Genomic DNA, 17692 nt, shown 5'->3' with positions numbered 1-17692 from the left:
AACGATATTTAGTTAACAAAACAAAAACATCCGCATTTTATTGACAAAATTTTTCGAAAAAATTAATATTATTACTATTAGCACAATTCAAAAAAATATAAAGGGGAGAAAATAATGATCTTATCAGGTCAAGTGAAAATGAAAAAAAATTATAAAGATGTTTGGGATGCTCTTCACAACCCTCAAATATTAGAAAAAGCTATTCCAGGATGCAAAAGCCTAGTGTTAAAAGAGGACGGAACCTATGATGTTGAAATGAAATTGGGCATTGCTTCAGTTAAAGGGGATTACAAAGGAAATGTAAAACTTGAAGATATCGAAGCACCTGTACACTATCAATTAATAGCAGAAGGGAGTGGAAAACCAGGATTTGTTAAAGCAAAAATGGATTGCTATATTACTGCAGTTGATGAAGAAAAGTGTGAAGTTAAATGGGAATGTGATGCTGAAGTTGGCGGCATGATTGCAGGTGTAGGAAGCAGAGTAATGAGCGGTGTGGCGAAATTTATTGCTGGAAACTTTTTTAAAGATGTGGAGAAACAAATCACTTTACAAAAGGCGTAACGAAAGGGTGGCACGAGCATGAAACCATCAAAATTTAAATATTTAAAACCGTCAAGTGTTAATGAGGCACTAACCTATCTAGAAGAATACGCAGATGATTGTAAAATCATTTCTGGAGGGCAAAGTTTAATACCTGTACTGAATATGAGGCTATCTACCCCTGAGTTTTTAATCGATGTGAGCGGTATAAAAGAGTTAAATTATATTCGTGAAGAGGATGGATATATCGCCATTGGTGCACTGACAAGGCATGTGGAAGTGGAAAATTCACTATTAATTAAAGAAAAATGTCCATTGCTTATTGACGCAATTAAGTGGGTAGGTCATAAACAAATTCGCAATCGTGGGACAATTGGTGGCAGTATAGCTCACGGTGATCCTTCGGCAGAATTACCGTGTGTATTGACGACATTAAGAGGTGAGATTGTTATTGCTTCAGTGAATGAAGAGGAAGTTGTCGGTCCTGAAGATTTTTTTCTCACTTATCTCCTGACTTCATTACAAACAAATCAATTAGTGAAAGAAATCCGCTTTCCAATTATGATACAAGGAGAGAGAGTGGGGCATTCTTTTGTAGAAGTGGCGAGGAGACATGGAGATTTTGGCTTAGCAATCGCTGCAGCAGTAATTGAACTAGATAATCAAGGACTTATTCAAAAGGCACAACTAGCTGTAGGTGGTGTCAATCCTGTTCCTCTTATAATAGAAGAAGCTGAGGAATTATTAATAGGAAAGAAAGTAACGGAAGCTTTATTAAAAGAAATCGCTGAATTAACGAGTGAGTGTGTGGACCCAGAAGGAGATTTGCACGGAAGTGCTGATTATCGCAGGGAACTTATTGGGACCCTATTAAAACGTGCAATAGAAGAAGCAATAGCAAGAGCATGGGAAGGAGAAGAGAAGGTTGGATAAAGTGAATATTTCTTTAAATGTAAATGGAGAAAAAGTGGAAAGAGATATAGAACCTAGGCTCTTATTAACAGACTTCTTAAGAGAAGAATTATTTTTAACAGGCACACATGTCGGTTGCGAGCATGGGGTATGCGGGGCATGTACAATACTTTTAAACGGTGAAGCGGTTCGAGGTTGTTTAATGCTAGCTGTTCAAGCAGATGGGGCAACAATTGAAACGGTTGAATCACTTGCTGGTGAAGATGGTCAATTAAATCCTCTTCAACAAGCATTTACGGATTGCCATTCCCTCCAATGTGGATTTTGCACACCAGGGTTCTTAATGACACTAACGCAATTTACGAAAGAAAATCCCAATCCGACAGAAGAAGAAATTCGAGAAGCCATCTCAGGGAATCTTTGCCGTTGTACAGGCTATGCCAATATTGTTAAAGCAGTAAAGCAAGTTACACATCAAACGGTATAAAAGGAGGGAGAAACATGCATAAATATATCGGAAAAAGCATGCACAGAAAGGAAGATTATCGCCTTTTAACTGGAACGGGCATGTTTGTAGGCGATATTAGTTTAACCAATATGGCAGAGGCAGTATTTGTAAGAAGCCCTCATGCACATGCGAAGATTGTGGACATAAATATAGAGGCTGCAAAAGCAATAGAGGGTGTTTATGGTATATTTACTGCAAAAGATATTGAAGACATCAAACCATTGACGCAATTTGAATCACATTGTTTTTTGCCACCCAATTTAGTTGAGGCTATATCGCCAACAATCAACTTTAACTATGAAGATATTTTGGCTAAGAAGAAAGTTACATACGTTGGCCAATCTGTAGCAATAGTTGTGGCGAAAAATCGTTACATCGCCGAAGATGCAGCTGATCTAGTTGAAGTAACGTATGAGCCGCTACAACCCCTTGTTGACCCATATGAGGCACGAAAAGAGGGTGCACCTCTCATACAAGAACATTTAGAAAGTAATATTCAGTCCCATTTTCATGTGACAACAGGCAATGTTGAGCAAGCATTTGCCGAGGCGGACTATATAATAAATGAAAAAATTCGCACCCCACGACTCGGATCAAATCCGTTAGAAACAAGAGGAGTAGTGGCGAAATTTGATACAAGAAATCAAGAGCTGAGAGTTTGGTCGTCTTCGCAAATGCCTTATGAAATCAGATCTACTCTAGCACATTGTTTGTCATTACCCGATTTAAGTATTCGTGTTACAGCACCTGATGTTGGAGGGGGATTTGGACCAAAAGGAGGTGTTCACCCAGAAGAGATTGTTATTCCTTACTTGGCTAAAAAATTGCAGAGGCCGATAAAATGGGTAGAGGACCGAATGGAGCATTTAACAAGTGCAAGGCAATCTAGGGATCAAATCCATGATGTGAAAGTTTCTTTTAAACAGGATGGAACGATTACGGCAATTAAGGATTTTTTTGTGATTGATAGTGGTGCTGTTAATTTCTTCGCCTTAACTTGTGCTTATAATAGTGCCTATCATTTAAGAGGAGCTTATAAAATCCCTAATTATGATAGTGAATGTGAAGTCATCTTAACGACCAAAACACCTAATGTCCCATTTAGGGGGGCAGGTAGACCTGAAGTAGTCTTTGTAATGGATCGAATTATCGATATCGTCGCAAGAAAATTAAAAGTAGATCCAATCGAAATTATGAAGAAAAATATGATCCAAGCTGAAGACATGCCTTATGATCAAGGAATTCTAGTAAAAGATGGTCATCAGCTTATTTATGATAGTGGCGATTATCCTGATGCATTACGCAAGGCAGTTGATTTAGTTGACTATGATGCTTTTAGAAAAGAACAAGAAGAGAAGAAGAAAGAAGGTAAGCTAGTTGGTATCGGCATCTCTTCTTACGTAGAAGGTACGGGCGCAGGACCTTATGAAGGGGCACATATCTCTATTGACCCTTCTGGTCATGTAACAGCTTATTTAGGCTGTACCCCTCAAGGACAAGGGCATGAAACAGTATTTTCACAAATTGCAGCAGACGGATTGGGTGTAAATCCGCAAAATATTACTGTTCGAGTTGGCGAAACAACTGTGTTGCCAATGGGTCAAGGAACTTACGCAAGCCGAAGCGCAGTAAATGCAGGTTCAGCTATTTATGAGGCAGCATTAAAAATGAGAGAGAAAGTGTTAAAAATCGCTGCACATTTGCTAAAAACGGATGAAGATTTAGTCATTGATGAAGGGAAAATATATGCAGAGACTTCTCCTGAAAAGTTTGTCACCTATCAAGATGTGGGGCGAGCGGCGCTGCCTGCTAAATTAGGGAATTTACCAGAAGGCATGGAAGCAAGCTTAGAAGTAACACATTATTTTGCCCCTCCAACCGTTACATTTGCTGCTTCGATTCATATGGCACAAGTGGAGGTTGATAAAGAAACAGGTTTTGTAGATTTACAGAAATATAGTGTTGTACATGATTGTGGTACGGTTATTAATCCGATGATTGTTGATGGTCAAGTGCAAGGCGGTATTGCACAAGGAATTGGTTCAGCTCTTTACGAAGAAATCGTCTATGACCAAACAGGGCAATTGCTTACCGGTACTTATATGGATTATTTATTACCAACATCGATGGAAGTACCAACGGTGGCAAAAGCACACCAGGAATTTAAATCAACAAGAAATCGCCTAGGGATAAAAGGTGTAGGTGAGGGGGGTGCCATCGCGCCACCAGCTGCAATAGCAAATGCAATTGTAGATGCACTTCATCCATTAGAAATTAAAACAAATGATTTACCTATCAGTCCAAATAAGTTAAGAACATGGATTAAGGAAGCAGAGGCATCTTTTCAAACACTACAAACAAATTAAAGGAAAAAAACAGGTATCTTCCAAAGGATTTTGTGGGAAATCCCTTTGATTGCAAGATACCTGTTCTATCTTAAAGATTACTAGGAAAGCCATCAATAAGAGTGTATTTATTATATCACTCTTCTACTAACATGCCAATTTTCACAAGGAGTGATTCAACTATGCAAAAGGCAAATGTACTACACGAAGAAAACATGACAAAGGCAACAAATGCTAGGTGGATTTATATTTCACTACCATTAATGCTACTGTTCACGGTTTCAATGATCGATAAATCTAATATTAATATACTATTTGCAGAAAGACAGTTTTTACAAGATTTAGCTATTAGTGATAATGTGATCAAGGGAACATTAAGTTCTGTCTTTTTAATTACATACGCATTAGGGCAGTTTTTCTGGGGATTTGTAGTCGACCGTATCGGCGCATTTAAGAGTGGAATGATTGGTATAGCCATTTGGGGTATAGCGATGATTATCGGTGGAGTAGCTACATCGGTTACGGCATTATTATGGTCAAGAGCATTACTAGGGGTAGGTGAAGGTGTTTTATACCCCATTGCACTTACCTTAACTGCTAAGTGGTTTCCGCAACAAGAACAAGGGAAAGCTCAGTCTTTTTGGTTTACAGGGAATGCAATCGGACCAGTTATTGGTATTCCAGCGATCGCATTAATTGCCGCCTCTTTTGGATGGAGAGAAAGTTATTTCGCACTAGCGATTATTTCTTTTATTTGTTTGGCCATATTTATTTTTATGATTAGAAACAAACCATCTGAACATTATGCAACTAATGCTGCAGAAGTGAACTATATAGAAAAGGGACAAGGAGTGAAAAAGACTGCTAACATCGATACAGGAAGTGTTAAATCTGTTTTAACTAGTCCTCTGTTCTGGATATTAACAACAGTATATGCTTGCGTCTCAATCGGTTTTTTTGGATTTTCTACATTTTTGCCAAGCTATTTAACAGAAGCAAAGGGGATTGATTTTGTTAATTCAGCTATGATTAATGCAGCGGGTTATGCTCTTGCCATCATCGTTCAATTAGTATGTGGCTATCTTTCTGATAGATGGATGAAACGGGCTATATTTGTCGCCGTAGCAAGTGTCATCATCATAGGCTGCTTCGTAGGCTTCTTATACACTACGAATACTACAATCGTTATTCTACTTACAATTATTCTATTAAGTGTATTATACATGCCAGCACCGATAACCATGACGATGCTCCATGAAGTCGCTTCATCCCAAGTGATGGGGAGAATAAGCGGTACATTCGGATGTGTATCTTATTTAGTAGCAGCTGCTGGGCCAATGGTTGTTGGCTTTTTCAGTACAACAACAGGCTCTTTTACAGGCGGTTTTATGGCGTTAATTAGTTTTATCGTTCTTTCACTTTTATTATGTGTGTATTTGATGAAAAAAGGTTATTGATATAGAATCATTTTAAAAAAATTAAAAAAGTAGAGTCGTTCTGAACGAAGTGAACGGCTCTATTTTTTTTAGAAACCTTAATCTTGTGATAAATAAATCCAATTTTTTTCATCAAATTCTTCTATTATATAATTTGAACCAATACTTTGTAGGATTTTATTAAAGGATTTTATATCGTCTTCGTTCTCATACAAATCTTCTTGAATATATTCCTTCATAATAAAATTTGTTAAGTGAGTTTTGTTAACGAAGTCCGAAAAATATATTCGTAGTGTTTCCGAATCCTCTTCGTTTAACTTTTCATCATTAATAATAGAAATTCTGAAAACATTTAGTATCTCATCAATATCTTCATCTTCCATATAACATAGCGGCTCTAGTTTTTTATCATCATTTGTAAATGGTTTTCTAGTATCTTCAATGATTACATAAGATAAGAAATGTTCTTGCTTCCATACATGAAAGATTTCTAAATCACGTAATTTTAAGACTCTACGAAGTGATAACATAAACTTCCTCCTTTCCATATTAAGTTAATGGCTGTACTAAAGTAGAATTTTTTCTGTTTTTTGTTCCATTGTTTGCTCAGTTTTTACCTTAACAGGCACTCGATAGCTCCCTAATGTCGCAACAATCACACCACAAATAATTAAAAAAGCACCTATGATATCTCGAATGGTAAATGCTTCACCAAGAATAATGACAGCTAGACCGGCAGCGAATATAGGTTCTAGCGAAAACATTAAACTCGTTTGTGTTGGTGAGGTATGTTTTTGTGCCACAGCTTGGGAAATAAAGCCAAAGGCACTACATAGGATCGCTAGTCCAAGTATACTCATCCAAGCAACTGTGTTTTGTGGTAGGATTGGTGATTCAAAAAAGCTACTTAAAACAAGAGCGAGTATACCAGCAAAGCCGAGTTGCATGATACCAACTGTAATGGGTTCATGATCCTTAGTGACTCTTCCAATAATCAAAATATGAATAGCGTATGCGAGTGCGGAAAGCATACATAAAATATCACCGTAATTGAATGATAATGATTGTGTAATTGTCATGATGATAATACCAACAAATGTAATGATGATGCCAATTCTAACTGGCACGATTGGTAACCTTCTTTGCAGAATACTTTGGATCACCGGAACGAATATGACCGTCATACTTAATAAAAATCCGGCATTAGAAGCATCTGTCATCGTCAAGCCAACAGTAACTAAAGAGAACACAAGTAATAATAAGAAGCCTAATAGAAAACTGTAAAATAAAAGTTCCATATTTACATGCCGTAAAGAACGATAAAAAAAGGTAGCGGCAATTACAAAGGCAATTAAACATCTTAATGCGACAAGGTTAAATGGTTCAATCGACGCGATTCCCATCTTCATAAAAATATAAGATAATCCCCAGAAAAAATTCACCACCACTAAAAGAATCGTTGCTTTCGTGTGCATACTCATAACCATTTCTCCATTCTCATGATTTTCTACATGTATTATAATGAATCTATTAACATTAATAAAACGAATCTTTTTCATTATTTATATGAAATAATTTCATGAAAAGGAGTAGCGAGATGAGTTTAGTTAAATATGAGATTTATAGCAAGGTTTCTGAGCTTCAAAGTTTTACGAAAGCAGCAGAAGTACTAGGGATGACACAATCTGCAGTCAGTCATGCGATGGCTAATTTAGAAAAGGAATTAGGTTTCACGCTTTTTCATCGTTCAAGAGGTGGGCTAACATTGACGAATGAAGGAAGAAGCATGCTTGTAAGTATTCGTAAGGTGTTACACTATGACGAACAAGTACAACAAGAGGCAGCAAAAATAACGGGTTTGATGAAAGGAACAGTAAAAGTAGGTACATTTACGAGTGTTTCATCTACTTGGTTACCCGAAATCATTAAATCAATGGAGCAAAGTTATCCTTATATCCGTATTGAATTAATTGAAGGAGATTATGAAGCGATTGACCGTTGGATTCTTAATGGAAAATTAGACTGTGGCTTTATTAATGTCGATAGCTCCAGTCATTTTGATGTTATTCCGTTAAAAAAGGACCGTTTGCGTTGTATTGTGTCAACAGATCATCCTTTTTCAACAAGAAGTGAGATAAGCGTACAAGAGTTAAAGGATATTCCTTTTATCATGCCGACATATGGGGGGTACCATGAAGTAAAAGATTTATTTGCTAAAGCGGAGATCCAACCAAATATTCGCTTTGAATTAATGGCGGAAGATTCAATTAAGTCAATGGTTGCTCATAATTTTGGTGTAAGCATATTACCAGAATTATTATTAGAAACCATTCCTAAAAATTGTGTGGTAATGCCATTAAAGGAAGAAAGCTATCGCATATTAGGATTAGCGATGAAGTTTAATCTGTCACCAGCAGCCAAAAGATTTGTAGAGATCACGGAGAGGTGGTTGGCGTCGTTTTATTAAATCCTCACGCCTCTAGGGAAAACCCGTAAGAGACGTGGATTGAAAACGATACTTTTATTTAATGGTTACTTCTAGTTCAATATCTACATTGCCTTGTATGGCGCGCGAAATCATGCAGGATGCTTCTGCTTTTTTAGCCAATTTCAGAGCAAGATCTCTGTCACGTTCATTATCACGGTTAGTAAGTACGATGGTTGGTTTATGAATGATTTTCTTATAAGTTAAGACGCCATTCGTTTCGTTAACAATTGCAGTTGATTCCATCGATAAATCATTTTTCTCTACTTTACTTCTTTCCATCATGGCAGCTAAGGTAATGATATAACAAGTGGCAGCAGCACCTAGAAGCATTTCATCTGGGTTAGTCCCTACTCCTGGACCGTTCATTTCAGGTGGAATAGATACTTTTGTACGCAGTTGTCCACTTTCGATTGTTCCGACGCTATTTCGTAATCCTGGAAAGTGTGCTTTTAAATGAAATTGATGATCGGCCATTAGTATTCCTCCTTCAAACTATACGTAAAAACTATAGCAAATCACAAGGCTTTTATCAAAGACAAACTTCCTATAGAATAAGAAGGGACAGATAGAGAAAAAGGGGAGTTTAGCAACATGAAATTTGTGTCATGGAATGTAAATGGTTTGCGTGCTTGTGTGAAAAAAGGCTTTCTCGACTTTTTTGCAGAAGTGGATGCGGATGTGTTTTGTATACAAGAATCAAAGCTTCAAGCAGGTCAAATAGAATTAGATTTAAATGGCTATCATCAATATTGGAATTATGCTGTTAAGAAGGGCTATTCAGGAACCGCTATTTTTACTAAAGAAAAACCTCTATCAGTAAAATATGGCGTAGGGGAAAACGAAGAACAAGAAGAAGGTAGAATTATTACGTTAGAATTTGAAACGTTTTACCTTGTAAATGTATATACACCGAATTCAAAAAGAGATCTTTCCCGATTAGACTATCGTTTACAATGGGAAGATGATTTAAAAACATATTTGCTTTCGTTAGAGGCGGAAAAACCTGTGATTTATACAGGGGACTTAAATGTTGCACACCAAACAATTGATTTGAAGAATGCAAAGTCCAATATTGGAAATTCAGGATTTACTGATGAAGAACGTGGGAAAATGACAAGTCTCCTTGAATCAGGGTTTGTCGATTCTTTCAGATACCTTTATCCAGAAAAGACGGATGTCTATACATGGTGGTCGTACATGGCCAAAGTGAGAGAGCGGAATATTGGCTGGCGAATTGATTATTTTATCGTGTCGGAAAAATTAAAAGCACAAATCAAAGATGCCGGTGCACACTGTCAAACAATGGGTAGTGACCATTGTCCGATTTTCTTAGAATTAGATATATAAGGAAAAATGAAGTGAAGTCTAATGAGGCTTCATTTTTTTGTGTTGTGCATATTAATCGACAAAGGATAAAACATTATCTAGGTAATTAAAAGTTTAAGTTGAGAGAATCAGTTGCATAGAAGAATGATGAATCAGACTCGTTAAGAAATGACGGAAGATAAACATTATATTTTACAGCAAACCTTGGTTGGAGATGATATCATACAGAACCGAGCAATCTATTGTGGAACTAACAAAATAAAATTAAATAGATGTTAACTAAGCAAACAAACTTGTGAAAATGGTGCGAGAATCTTGTTCCTTTAAATAAGAACCCTTGTATCTATACAAAAAAATTCATTTGTAAAAAATCTATTTACTCCCCTCAAACTTCAAAGGTTTTCTGGATACTTTTTCTAGTTCTGCTCATACTAAAGGCAATGATTGTAGGAGTGAAGTCAATGAATGAGACATCGGTCGTTATTGTAAGGTCGATTATTGCTTTTGGTACATTACTTATATTTACACGATTTTTAGGTAAACAAACAGTGAGTCAAATCACATTCTTTGATTACATTTTAGGTATCTCGATTGGTTCTATGGCCGCAAATCTTTCAGCAGACATCGCGACAGATGCTTGGCCATATTGGGTGGGGCTGTTTACATGGACGGTTCTTGTATTATGTCTGCAAAAAGTAACAATGAAGTGGCGACAAGCATCAATCTATTTCGATGGGGAGCCTGTCATCGTTATTATGGATGGGGAAATTATGGATGAAGTTATGAAGAAACTGCGTTACCGTATCTCTGATCTCCAAGAACAACTAAGAGAAAAAGGGATATTTGATTTAAAAGAGGTAGATTATGCAATTGTAGAAAAAGATGGGCAAATATCCGTGTTAAAAAAAGCGGATTATTTACCAGTTACCCCAAGAGATTTACAGTTAAAGTCTACATATAAAGGAATAGGGACGGAATTAATTTATGATGGTGTGCTTGTCCGCAATAATTTGCAGCAATTGCAAAAATCTGAGGAATGGCTGATGAAAGAATTAAAAAATCGTGGATATACAAAAATTAGTGATATCTTTCTAGCGATTATTGATAGCAACGGGATGCTCTTTATTGACGCTTATCATGATAAAATGAAAAAACCCGTAGATATAACAGATTTTAAAGGATTGAAGTAAATGAAAGAGTTTATTCTTTATAAATTGATTCCATTACTTATATTGGCTATTTTTATTTTTACAATGAAGTCTGGAGATTTTCTTAAACAACCACTTGTTGATGGCGATGATGTAATAGGGACGCTTTCTTTAGTTGAACAATCAATTCACGAAGGCGATTGGAAAAGTGCAAAAAAACAAATCAATAGAGCCAAAGAAGGGTTTTTAACTGTTCAGATGCGAGTGCAGTTTTCTGTAGAGAAAAATGAACTGAATCAAATAGGCACAAGTTTAAACCGAGCAATTGGCTTTATTGATGTTCATGATGAGGGAGGAGCTCAGGCTGAAATAGAAGAAATCAAATTTGCATGGGAGGGGTTAGGAAAATAAAATAACAGTAAGACCTATAAATAAGAGAATGAGGAGAATGATTGATGTTGGCTAAGAAAAAAGTAGTTTTAACAGGAGGGGGATCAGCGGGGCATGTTACTCCTAATCTCGCCCTTATTACAGAATTACAGAAAGAAGTCGATTTTTTTTACATAGGTTCGAAAACAGGCATTGAAAAGGAGTTAATCGCAAAGACCGAGGTCCCTTATTTTTCAATTTCCAGTGGGAAATTAAGAAGATATATAGACTTAGAGAATGTAAGGGATATCTTTCGCGTCATGAAAGGTGTAATTGACGCAAGGAGAATCTTAAAACAGATAAAACCTGATTTGCTTTTTTCAAAGGGTGGATTTGTATCAGTCCCCGTAATAATTGCTGCTAAAATGCTAAAAATACCAGCATTTATCCATGAGAGTGATTTAACACCCGGGTTAGCAAATAAAATTGCCCAACGGTTTGCTGAAAAAGTGTTTACTTCGTTTGAAGAAGCGAATGCTTATTTTCCGCGAGAAAAAGTGTTTGCCATTGGCTCACCAATACGGCCAGAAATATTTAACGGCGATAAAAACACGGCCCTAAAGTTGCTTCATTTTTCTAGTGTAAAGCCAATTATTACTGTTATGGGTGGTAGTTTAGGTGCCAAAAAGATAAACGAACAAGTTCGCAAGGAATTACCAAATCTATTAGGTAACTATCAAGTTGTGCATATTTGTGGAAAAGGTCAAGTTGATGAAAGTTTACTAGGGAAAGCAGGTTATAAACAATTTGAATATATTCATGAGGAATTACCACATATCCTTGCCGCTACTCATTGTGTAATCACAAGGGGTGGATCCAATGCGTTATTTGAATTCTTAGCACTAAATATGCCCATGCTAATCATTCCCCTATCTAAAAAACAAAGTAGAGGTGATCAATTGTTAAATGCTGAGTCTTTTGCACAAAAAGGATTCGCTAAAGTAATCGAGGAAGAAGCAATTGGTTCCTTATTACAAACGTTAAGACAAATGGAATTGGATAGAGCAGAAATGATTGCTAGTATGAGCAAATCTCCTTTGACGAACGGTTTAAAAGTTATAGTGAATGAGATTAGGGAAAGGTAATTGTTGCAAATCTATTTGAAAATGCTTGTCAAAGCATGGTATAGTATTCTACGGATAAATAGGAAATAGACATCTAAAAAAGGATGTTGTAAATGGGATTATTTAATAAAATTTTTTCAAAAAAAGAACAAGTTACGATAGAATTTTGTGAAAAGAACCTCGATCGTTTTTATACTGATGAAGACTTTGCACTTTTTGGCCCTTTTCTTTCTAGTAAAGAGGTATCTTACAAACAATATGAATGCCAATCACATTGTAAGCAATGCAAGAAAAGTCCATATGCAATAGTTAATGGCGAGTTTATACAATGTGAAACACCCAGTGAACTATTATCGCAAATGAAAGAACAGAAATAAGCAGGTGGAAGAAATGACAGAAGAAAATAATCAATACCGCGTCTTACTCTATTATAAATATGTAACAATCGAACACCCTGAAGCCTTTAGTAAACATCATTTAAAAGCATGTCGTGAGCTCGGATTAAAAGGAAGAATCCTTGTTGCCAAAGAAGGTATAAACGGTACGGTTTCAGGCACAGTAGAACAAACAAATGCGTATATAGATATGATGAAAAACGACAACCGCTTCAGTGATATGGTCTTTAAAATTGATGAAACGAATGGACATGCATTCAAGAAAATGCATGTCAGACCTCGTAAAGAAATAGTGACATTAAAACTTGAGGATGATCTCAATCCTAATGAGATCACAGGCAAATATTTAGAGCCAAAAGCATTCTTTGAAGCAATGCAAGCAGAGGATACTGTTGTTATTGATGCAAGAAACGATTATGAATATGATATCGGCCACTTTAGAGGGGCGATTAGACCGGATGTTGAAGCATTTCGTGATTTACCTGATTGGATACGTGAACATAAAGACCAACTTTCTGGGAAGAAGATTTTAACATATTGTACAGGTGGCATACGTTGTGAAAAATTCTCTGGTTGGTTAGTAAGAGAAGGTTTTGAAGATGTGAATCAGCTACATGGTGGCATTGTCACATATGGTAAGGACCCAGAAGTTCAAGGAGAACTATGGGACGGTCAATGTTATGTATTTGATGAAAGAATCAGTGTGCCAATTAATCAGAAAGAACATACCATTGTCGGAAAAGACTATTTCACTGGTGAATCTTGTGAACGTTATGTTAATTGTGCTAATCCTGAATGTGATAAACGTTTTATGACGACAGAAGAAAACGAACATAAATATTTACGGAGCTGTTCGGATGAGTGCCGCACACATCCTGATAATTTATACGTGAAAGAAAAGGGTTTAACAGATGAAGAGTGGCAAGAGCGATTACAGAAGATAACAATTGACGCATAAGAAAAAGGCTCATAACCAAAAATGGGAATGGGCTTTTTTCTTTGATTAATCGATGATGGGGAATGTATGAGGATCTTTAAGGTAGCCAAATGCCATTTTGATTTGTTCTTCCGTATTTCGATTAAGGGATAGTGGAGGTAAGTTGTTTTCAGGAAAAAAATCAATCGCTTCGGTTTCTATTCCGCAGGTAGCTTGTCCGCCCGTAATCTCACATAAAATAAATATTTTATAATAATGGAAGATTTGTTTGGGATGCGGGTGCTTATTCATATCCAACAAGGCAATGAGCTTCTTCGCAACACAAATAAAACCTGATTCTTCTTGAATTTCTTTTATAACATTCTCACTTGCAGATAAGCCAACATCACAAAAACCACCTGGTAAGGACCATTTGTTATCAACATTTTCTTTCACTAGTAATATTTTGTTTTTCCTGAAAACAACGCCTCGTACGTCAATTTTCGGTGTTTGATAGCCAGATTCATTACTTAATACGGCCACAATTTCGTCTGTTGATTGTCCTGAGTACTCACCTATGATCTCAGCACTCAGTTCTTTTAACTGCTCATACCTTTCAATATCATAGATATCTTTCGAAAAGGCTAAGCCAGATTGTGCAATCGCTTGGATTTTCCTCGCCCATGTTAACCACTGGTCGCTCATTATCTCATCCCCTTTGATAACCTTTACACCATGTTAGTTAATCATCCAATTCGATATTTGCTTGTGATCGAAACTCCGTCGTTTGGTAAGCTTTAGATGTTTTCAGAAATCCCTGTTTCTGATGGTCCTAACATTGATAGGCATTCATGATGAGAAAGTGTATGCTCATTAAATTGTTAAACATCTTGTTTAACGCAGCGTTAAAAATTTAATGTTTTGGCTAACGTACCATCGAAATCAAAGGAGGACTGCTTTCATAAAATCATCCTCATACTCATTTTATACCAATTTTAACAAAAGAAGGTAGGAATAGGAAGTTTTATTTTCTAGCTACTTTTTATACTTATTAGTTGAAAAAGTAGATAAGGTATTCTAAAATATAGAGTGTAAATAGATTTTACATATTAGGAGGAATTCAAAATGGCTAAACACGAATTACCAGCATTACCTTATGCAAATGATGCGCTTGAACCACATATCGATGCGCAAACAATGGAAATCCACCATGATCGTCACCATGCAACATATGTAAACAACTTAAATGCTGCATTAGAAGGACATGACGAGTTAGCTAGCAAATCTATTGAAGAACTAATTGCTAACTTAGACGCTGTTCCTGAAGTTATTCGTACAGCTGTACGTAATAACGGTGGCGGACATGCAAACCACAGCTTGTTCTGGACACTTCTTTCTCCAAACGGTGGCGGTGCACCAACTGGTGACGTTGCTGGTGCAATTGAAGAAGCTTTTGGTAGCTATGATGCATTCAAAGACCAATTCGCTAAAGCTGCAGCTGGACGCTTCGGTTCTGGTTGGGCATGGTTAGTATCTGAAAATGGTCAATTATCTATTACAAGCACACCAAACCAAGATAGCCCAGTAATGGAAGGTAAAACACCAATCCTTGGTCTTGATGTTTGGGAGCATGCTTACTACTTAAAATATCAAAACAAACGCCCAGATTATGTTCAAGCATTCTTCAATGTTGTGAATTGGGATGAAGTAAACAAATTATTCGCAGCATCAAAATAAGGATGTTGATCAGGGACCCAAAATTTGAATTTGGGTCTTTTTTATATGCAAAATGAGAGGGAAGAAATAGTTAAGAATTTACTGATGTAAAAGTAAATACCAAAAACACCAAACACCTGAGGAATATAGAAAAAGAATAGCAAATAAAAAATATGCATAAAACACCTATGAAAACAGATAAGAGGAGTGGACAAACAGAAAAATTATTCCATATTGTGTAAATGTAAGTAAAGGGAATATACAAATAATTGCAAAATATGAGGGATATTGAAGGGCTTAAAAAGTGATAAATGTACACTGTTGTTCTTATAGGGATGTATCACAATAAAAGATAAATACATAAAAGAAACTAAGTTAAAAGTAAAGCCTAGAAATCGAAACTTGGTGAATATAAAAGAAAAACTATTACTCTAGCAAGTAATAGTTGAATCAATTAAATTTAATTTTAAATTGGCAATGATCATGGCCTTCTGTTTTGCATCTTACACGATGGACTTGATTTGTGTTTAATGCTTGCTTGAACAATTGGGTTTCACAATGACAAGCTGTTTTATACGATTGGGCAATGGAAAGAATGGGACAATTAAATTCTGTAAGCTCATATTCGTCTGTTCCTGTTTTCAACAAGTTTGCCATATAGCCTTTTTCATTTTGTATGTTTAATAATGTTTGCATTTTCATATCAGGGGCTTGTTCTTGTAATCTATGTTCGTACTCTTCCACTAGTCGCTTTTCTCGTTTAATAAATAAGTTTTCAATCGCTTCACTGCCATACAATTCTTCAATATCAAAGAGAAATTCAAGTGATAGACCTTCATAATTTTTTGGAAAATAATGTTCGCCTTTACTTGTTAAATAGTAGAACTGAGTCGGTCTACCTAAGGCTTGTTTCGTTTCTTTGGACGCGATTAAACCGCTATTCTCTAATCCGGTTAAATGTTTTCTCACCGCCATATGGCTAATATTCAGGCGCTCCTTAAGGTCGTTGACAGACATGGAAGACTCTTTTTTTAATAAAAATAACACTTTATCTTTTGTTGATTCAGCATGAAATTCCATTCTATCACCTCAAGTATAGTCAATATTCGCGTGGCAATGGCCGGTTTGACAATCATACTTATTATACTATATTGTATAAAAAAACTTAAGAGATAATCATTGCCAGCGGAATTTTTAGAGAAATAAGACATTTCGATTGAGTGCTCATTCAAACATTTGAGATAAATAGTTTAGTAGGGGGAATAAAATGATTTATCCAATAACCATACCGACAAAAAGTGATTTGCGTTCTTTTAATTTTTTTCTTGTAGAAGGTAGTAAAGGATTAACTTTAATAGATGCTGGAATTAATCATGAAGCATGTTGGCAGCAATTTCTTCAACTATTACAGCGCCATCAATTTCTGTTAGAGGATATCAATGAAATCATCCTTACCCATTCACACGAGGATCATACAGGCTTGATTACTAGAATTATTGAAAAACACAACATCCCCGTTTATGTTCATGCTGAAGCGATTCCTCGGTTAAAGAGGGAAAAGTCATTTTTTGAAAAAAGAATTTCCTTTTATGAAATATTATATCGTGAAATGGGTTGTGGCAAGGAAGGTGAAAAAAGAGTACAGCAGCTCAAGAATATCGTCATAGAAAAACAAAACGAGGGATTGCATGCTGATTATAGAACGTTAAGTGAAAATGATTATATTATTAATAGAAAAGTAATTGAAACACCAGGACATGCTCCTGATCATATCGCTTTAATAGATGAAAGAAACAATGTGATGTTAGGTGGAGACCACCTTATCGCCCATATATCAAGTAATGCTTTAATTGAACCTTATATGAATGGTGAAAGAAGAAAGACGGTCCTTGAGTATGTGGAGTCACTGCAAAAATGTTTAACCTATGATATTGACTATTGTTATAGTGGGAATGGTGAACAAATAACGAATCCACATCTACTTATACATAAAAGGTTGAAAGGGATAGAAAGAAAAGCTGAAAAATTCCTATCCTATGTTTCTGAAGCAGAAAAAACAGCGAGTGAAATTGCCCGGTATTTTTACCCGGACAAATATTATACGCAGTTCAGCCTTGTTATGTCAGAGGTAATTGGTCACTTAGATTATTTGGAAGAAAAGAACAAAGTAGAGAAGGGAATGGAAAATGGAGTTTGGCGGTATAAAACCGTTAAGCACATTAAGTAGAAAGTTTTTATAGGGGAAATGGATTTTCTCATATGGAACATTTGATGAGGTCCAATCCCCCTTTAGCTCTGTTCTCTTAATATTAAATAACTCCATATACAACTCTCTCTGTCAATGATAGATTAATATCGTAACTGCATAGTGGATTAGACAAATACCTATATACAATAGGTAGGAGACGGGCAAAGGGGATAACAAGCTTTGCATATGATTGGGTTGCTAATAGTAAGCTTGAAAAA

Annotated in this window: 19 protein-coding genes; 14 read left to right on the top strand and 5 right to left on the bottom strand. The window is 36.1% G+C overall.

What is annotated here, in order from left to right; all coding sequences use genetic code 11:
- The first annotated feature begins 114 nt into the window (after positions 1 to 114).
- The 5 genes from LG276_RS13105 (at position 115) to LG276_RS13085 (ending at position 5765) form a co-directional block, all read left to right on the top strand.
- Positions 115 to 564 carry a carbon monoxide dehydrogenase subunit G gene (locus LG276_RS13105; protein WP_224938349.1) on the top strand — a complete coding sequence of 150 codons (450 nt, stop codon included), beginning with the start codon at positions 115 to 117 and terminating at the stop codon, positions 562 to 564.
- An 18-nt stretch (positions 565 to 582) separates the two neighbouring features.
- Positions 583 to 1476: a xanthine dehydrogenase family protein subunit M gene (locus tag LG276_RS13100; RefSeq protein WP_251161727.1), complete on the top strand. Its 894-nt coding sequence runs from the start codon at positions 583 to 585 to the stop codon at positions 1474 to 1476.
- Between the two features lies 1 nt (position 1477).
- Positions 1478 to 1942, top strand: coding sequence for a 2Fe-2S iron-sulfur cluster-binding protein (locus LG276_RS13095; protein ID WP_308937070.1), 465 nt, complete (start codon positions 1478 to 1480; stop codon positions 1940 to 1942).
- A gap of 14 nt (positions 1943 to 1956) precedes the next feature.
- Positions 1957 to 4329 carry a xanthine dehydrogenase family protein molybdopterin-binding subunit gene (locus tag LG276_RS13090; protein ID WP_251161726.1) on the top strand — a complete coding sequence of 791 codons (2373 nt, stop codon included), beginning with the start codon at positions 1957 to 1959 and terminating at the stop codon, positions 4327 to 4329.
- 161 nt (positions 4330 to 4490) lie between these two features.
- Positions 4491 to 5765 (top strand): MFS transporter, encoded by a 1275-nt coding sequence (locus LG276_RS13085; RefSeq protein WP_251161725.1) that lies wholly within the window; start codon positions 4491 to 4493, stop codon positions 5763 to 5765.
- Positions 5766 to 5842: 77 nt separating this feature from the next.
- Here the strand turns inward: LG276_RS13085 and LG276_RS13080 are convergent, their stop codons facing one another.
- Positions 5843 to 6274: a terpene synthase gene (locus LG276_RS13080; protein ID WP_251161724.1), complete on the bottom strand. Its 432-nt coding sequence runs from the start codon at positions 6272 to 6274 to the stop codon at positions 5843 to 5845.
- Positions 6275 to 6310: 36 nt separating this feature from the next.
- Positions 6311 to 7225 (bottom strand): DMT family transporter, encoded by a 915-nt coding sequence (locus tag LG276_RS13075; protein WP_251161723.1) that lies wholly within the window; start codon positions 7223 to 7225, stop codon positions 6311 to 6313.
- A gap of 116 nt (positions 7226 to 7341) precedes the next feature.
- Here LG276_RS13075 and LG276_RS13070 point away from each other — a divergent pair, with 116 nt between their 5' ends.
- Positions 7342 to 8211, top strand: coding sequence for a LysR family transcriptional regulator (locus tag LG276_RS13070; RefSeq protein WP_224938343.1), 870 nt, complete (start codon positions 7342 to 7344; stop codon positions 8209 to 8211).
- A gap of 54 nt (positions 8212 to 8265) precedes the next feature.
- Here the strand turns inward: LG276_RS13070 and LG276_RS13065 are convergent, their stop codons facing one another.
- Positions 8266 to 8706 carry an OsmC family protein gene (locus LG276_RS13065; RefSeq protein ID WP_251161722.1) on the bottom strand — a complete coding sequence of 147 codons (441 nt, stop codon included), beginning with the start codon at positions 8704 to 8706 and terminating at the stop codon, positions 8266 to 8268.
- Positions 8707 to 8823: 117 nt separating this feature from the next.
- Between LG276_RS13065 and LG276_RS13060 the strand changes: the two genes are divergently transcribed.
- From LG276_RS13060 to LG276_RS13035, 6 genes are all read left to right on the top strand, one after another.
- Complete coding sequence (locus tag LG276_RS13060) at positions 8824 to 9579, top strand: exodeoxyribonuclease III (protein ID WP_251161721.1); 756 nt, start codon at positions 8824 to 8826, stop codon at positions 9577 to 9579.
- A 440-nt stretch (positions 9580 to 10019) separates the two neighbouring features.
- On the top strand, positions 10020 to 10748 hold the full coding sequence (locus tag LG276_RS13055) for a DUF421 domain-containing protein (protein ID WP_095373096.1): 729 nt from the start codon (positions 10020 to 10022) through the stop codon (positions 10746 to 10748).
- Complete coding sequence (locus LG276_RS13050) at positions 10749 to 11117, top strand: DUF4363 family protein (RefSeq protein WP_095373097.1); 369 nt, start codon at positions 10749 to 10751, stop codon at positions 11115 to 11117. It abuts the gene before it with no gap.
- A gap of 47 nt (positions 11118 to 11164) precedes the next feature.
- Positions 11165 to 12220 (top strand): undecaprenyldiphospho-muramoylpentapeptide beta-N-acetylglucosaminyltransferase, encoded by a 1056-nt coding sequence (locus LG276_RS13045; protein WP_285840865.1) that lies wholly within the window; start codon positions 11165 to 11167, stop codon positions 12218 to 12220.
- Positions 12221 to 12312: 92 nt separating this feature from the next.
- Complete coding sequence (locus tag LG276_RS13040; protein ID WP_191814296.1) at positions 12313 to 12576, top strand: DUF1450 domain-containing protein; 264 nt, start codon at positions 12313 to 12315, stop codon at positions 12574 to 12576.
- 13 nt (positions 12577 to 12589) lie between these two features.
- Complete coding sequence (locus LG276_RS13035) at positions 12590 to 13552, top strand: rhodanese-related sulfurtransferase (RefSeq protein WP_224938338.1); 963 nt, start codon at positions 12590 to 12592, stop codon at positions 13550 to 13552.
- A gap of 45 nt (positions 13553 to 13597) precedes the next feature.
- Here LG276_RS13035 and LG276_RS13030 read toward each other — a convergent pair whose 3' ends face one another.
- Positions 13598 to 14215, bottom strand: coding sequence for an NUDIX hydrolase (locus tag LG276_RS13030; RefSeq protein WP_251161719.1), 618 nt, complete (start codon positions 14213 to 14215; stop codon positions 13598 to 13600).
- A gap of 420 nt (positions 14216 to 14635) precedes the next feature.
- Between LG276_RS13030 and LG276_RS13025 the strand changes: the two genes are divergently transcribed.
- Complete coding sequence (locus LG276_RS13025) at positions 14636 to 15247, top strand: superoxide dismutase (RefSeq protein WP_251161718.1); 612 nt, start codon at positions 14636 to 14638, stop codon at positions 15245 to 15247.
- A 429-nt stretch (positions 15248 to 15676) separates the two neighbouring features.
- Here LG276_RS13025 and LG276_RS13020 read toward each other — a convergent pair whose 3' ends face one another.
- Complete coding sequence (locus LG276_RS13020) at positions 15677 to 16306, bottom strand: metalloregulator ArsR/SmtB family transcription factor (RefSeq protein WP_224938336.1); 630 nt, start codon at positions 16304 to 16306, stop codon at positions 15677 to 15679.
- Positions 16307 to 16493: 187 nt separating this feature from the next.
- Between LG276_RS13020 and LG276_RS13015 the strand changes: the two genes are divergently transcribed.
- Positions 16494 to 17453, top strand: a complete 960-nt coding sequence (locus tag LG276_RS13015) for an MBL fold metallo-hydrolase (protein ID WP_251161717.1) — start codon at positions 16494 to 16496, stop codon at positions 17451 to 17453.
- Positions 17454 to 17692 lie beyond the last annotated feature (239 nt).

Origin of the sequence: Cytobacillus kochii (genome assembly GCF_044790165.1) — a bacterium.
Lineage (GTDB): Bacteria > Bacillota > Bacilli > Bacillales > Cytobacillaceae > Cytobacillus > Cytobacillus kochii.
Note: the sequence above shows the minus strand (reverse complement) of the source record. Positions and strands in the feature narration are given on the sequence as shown.

Excerpts from the sequence above, each read along its gene's own strand:
- LG276_RS13105 (WP_224938349.1), top strand. The coding sequence starts at position 115 with ATGATCTTATCAGGTCAAGTGAAAATGAAAAAAAATTATAAAGATGTT.
- LG276_RS13100 (WP_251161727.1), top strand. The coding sequence starts at position 583 with ATGAAACCATCAAAATTTAAATATTTAAAACCGTCAAGTGTTAATGAG.
- LG276_RS13090 (WP_251161726.1), top strand. The coding sequence starts at position 1,957 with ATGCATAAATATATCGGAAAAAGCATGCACAGAAAGGAAGATTATCGC.
- LG276_RS13085 (WP_251161725.1), top strand. The coding sequence starts at position 4,491 with ATGCAAAAGGCAAATGTACTACACGAAGAAAACATGACAAAGGCAACA.
- LG276_RS13080 (WP_251161724.1), bottom strand. The coding sequence starts at position 6,274 with ATGTTATCACTTCGTAGAGTCTTAAAATTACGTGATTTAGAAATCTTT.
- LG276_RS13075 (WP_251161723.1), bottom strand. The coding sequence starts at position 7,225 with ATGAGTATGCACACGAAAGCAACGATTCTTTTAGTGGTGGTGAATTTT.
- LG276_RS13070 (WP_224938343.1), top strand. The coding sequence starts at position 7,342 with ATGAGTTTAGTTAAATATGAGATTTATAGCAAGGTTTCTGAGCTTCAA.
- LG276_RS13065 (WP_251161722.1), bottom strand. The coding sequence starts at position 8,706 with ATGGCCGATCATCAATTTCATTTAAAAGCACACTTTCCAGGATTACGA.
- LG276_RS13060 (WP_251161721.1), top strand. The coding sequence starts at position 8,824 with ATGAAATTTGTGTCATGGAATGTAAATGGTTTGCGTGCTTGTGTGAAA.
- LG276_RS13055 (WP_095373096.1), top strand. The coding sequence starts at position 10,020 with ATGAATGAGACATCGGTCGTTATTGTAAGGTCGATTATTGCTTTTGGT.
- LG276_RS13050 (WP_095373097.1), top strand. The coding sequence starts at position 10,749 with ATGAAAGAGTTTATTCTTTATAAATTGATTCCATTACTTATATTGGCT.
- LG276_RS13040 (WP_191814296.1), top strand. The coding sequence starts at position 12,313 with ATGGGATTATTTAATAAAATTTTTTCAAAAAAAGAACAAGTTACGATA.
- LG276_RS13035 (WP_224938338.1), top strand. The coding sequence starts at position 12,590 with ATGACAGAAGAAAATAATCAATACCGCGTCTTACTCTATTATAAATAT.
- LG276_RS13030 (WP_251161719.1), bottom strand. The coding sequence starts at position 14,215 with ATGAGCGACCAGTGGTTAACATGGGCGAGGAAAATCCAAGCGATTGCA.
- LG276_RS13025 (WP_251161718.1), top strand. The coding sequence starts at position 14,636 with ATGGCTAAACACGAATTACCAGCATTACCTTATGCAAATGATGCGCTT.
- LG276_RS13020 (WP_224938336.1), bottom strand. The coding sequence starts at position 16,306 with ATGGAATTTCATGCTGAATCAACAAAAGATAAAGTGTTATTTTTATTA.
- LG276_RS13015 (WP_251161717.1), top strand. The coding sequence starts at position 16,494 with ATGATTTATCCAATAACCATACCGACAAAAAGTGATTTGCGTTCTTTT.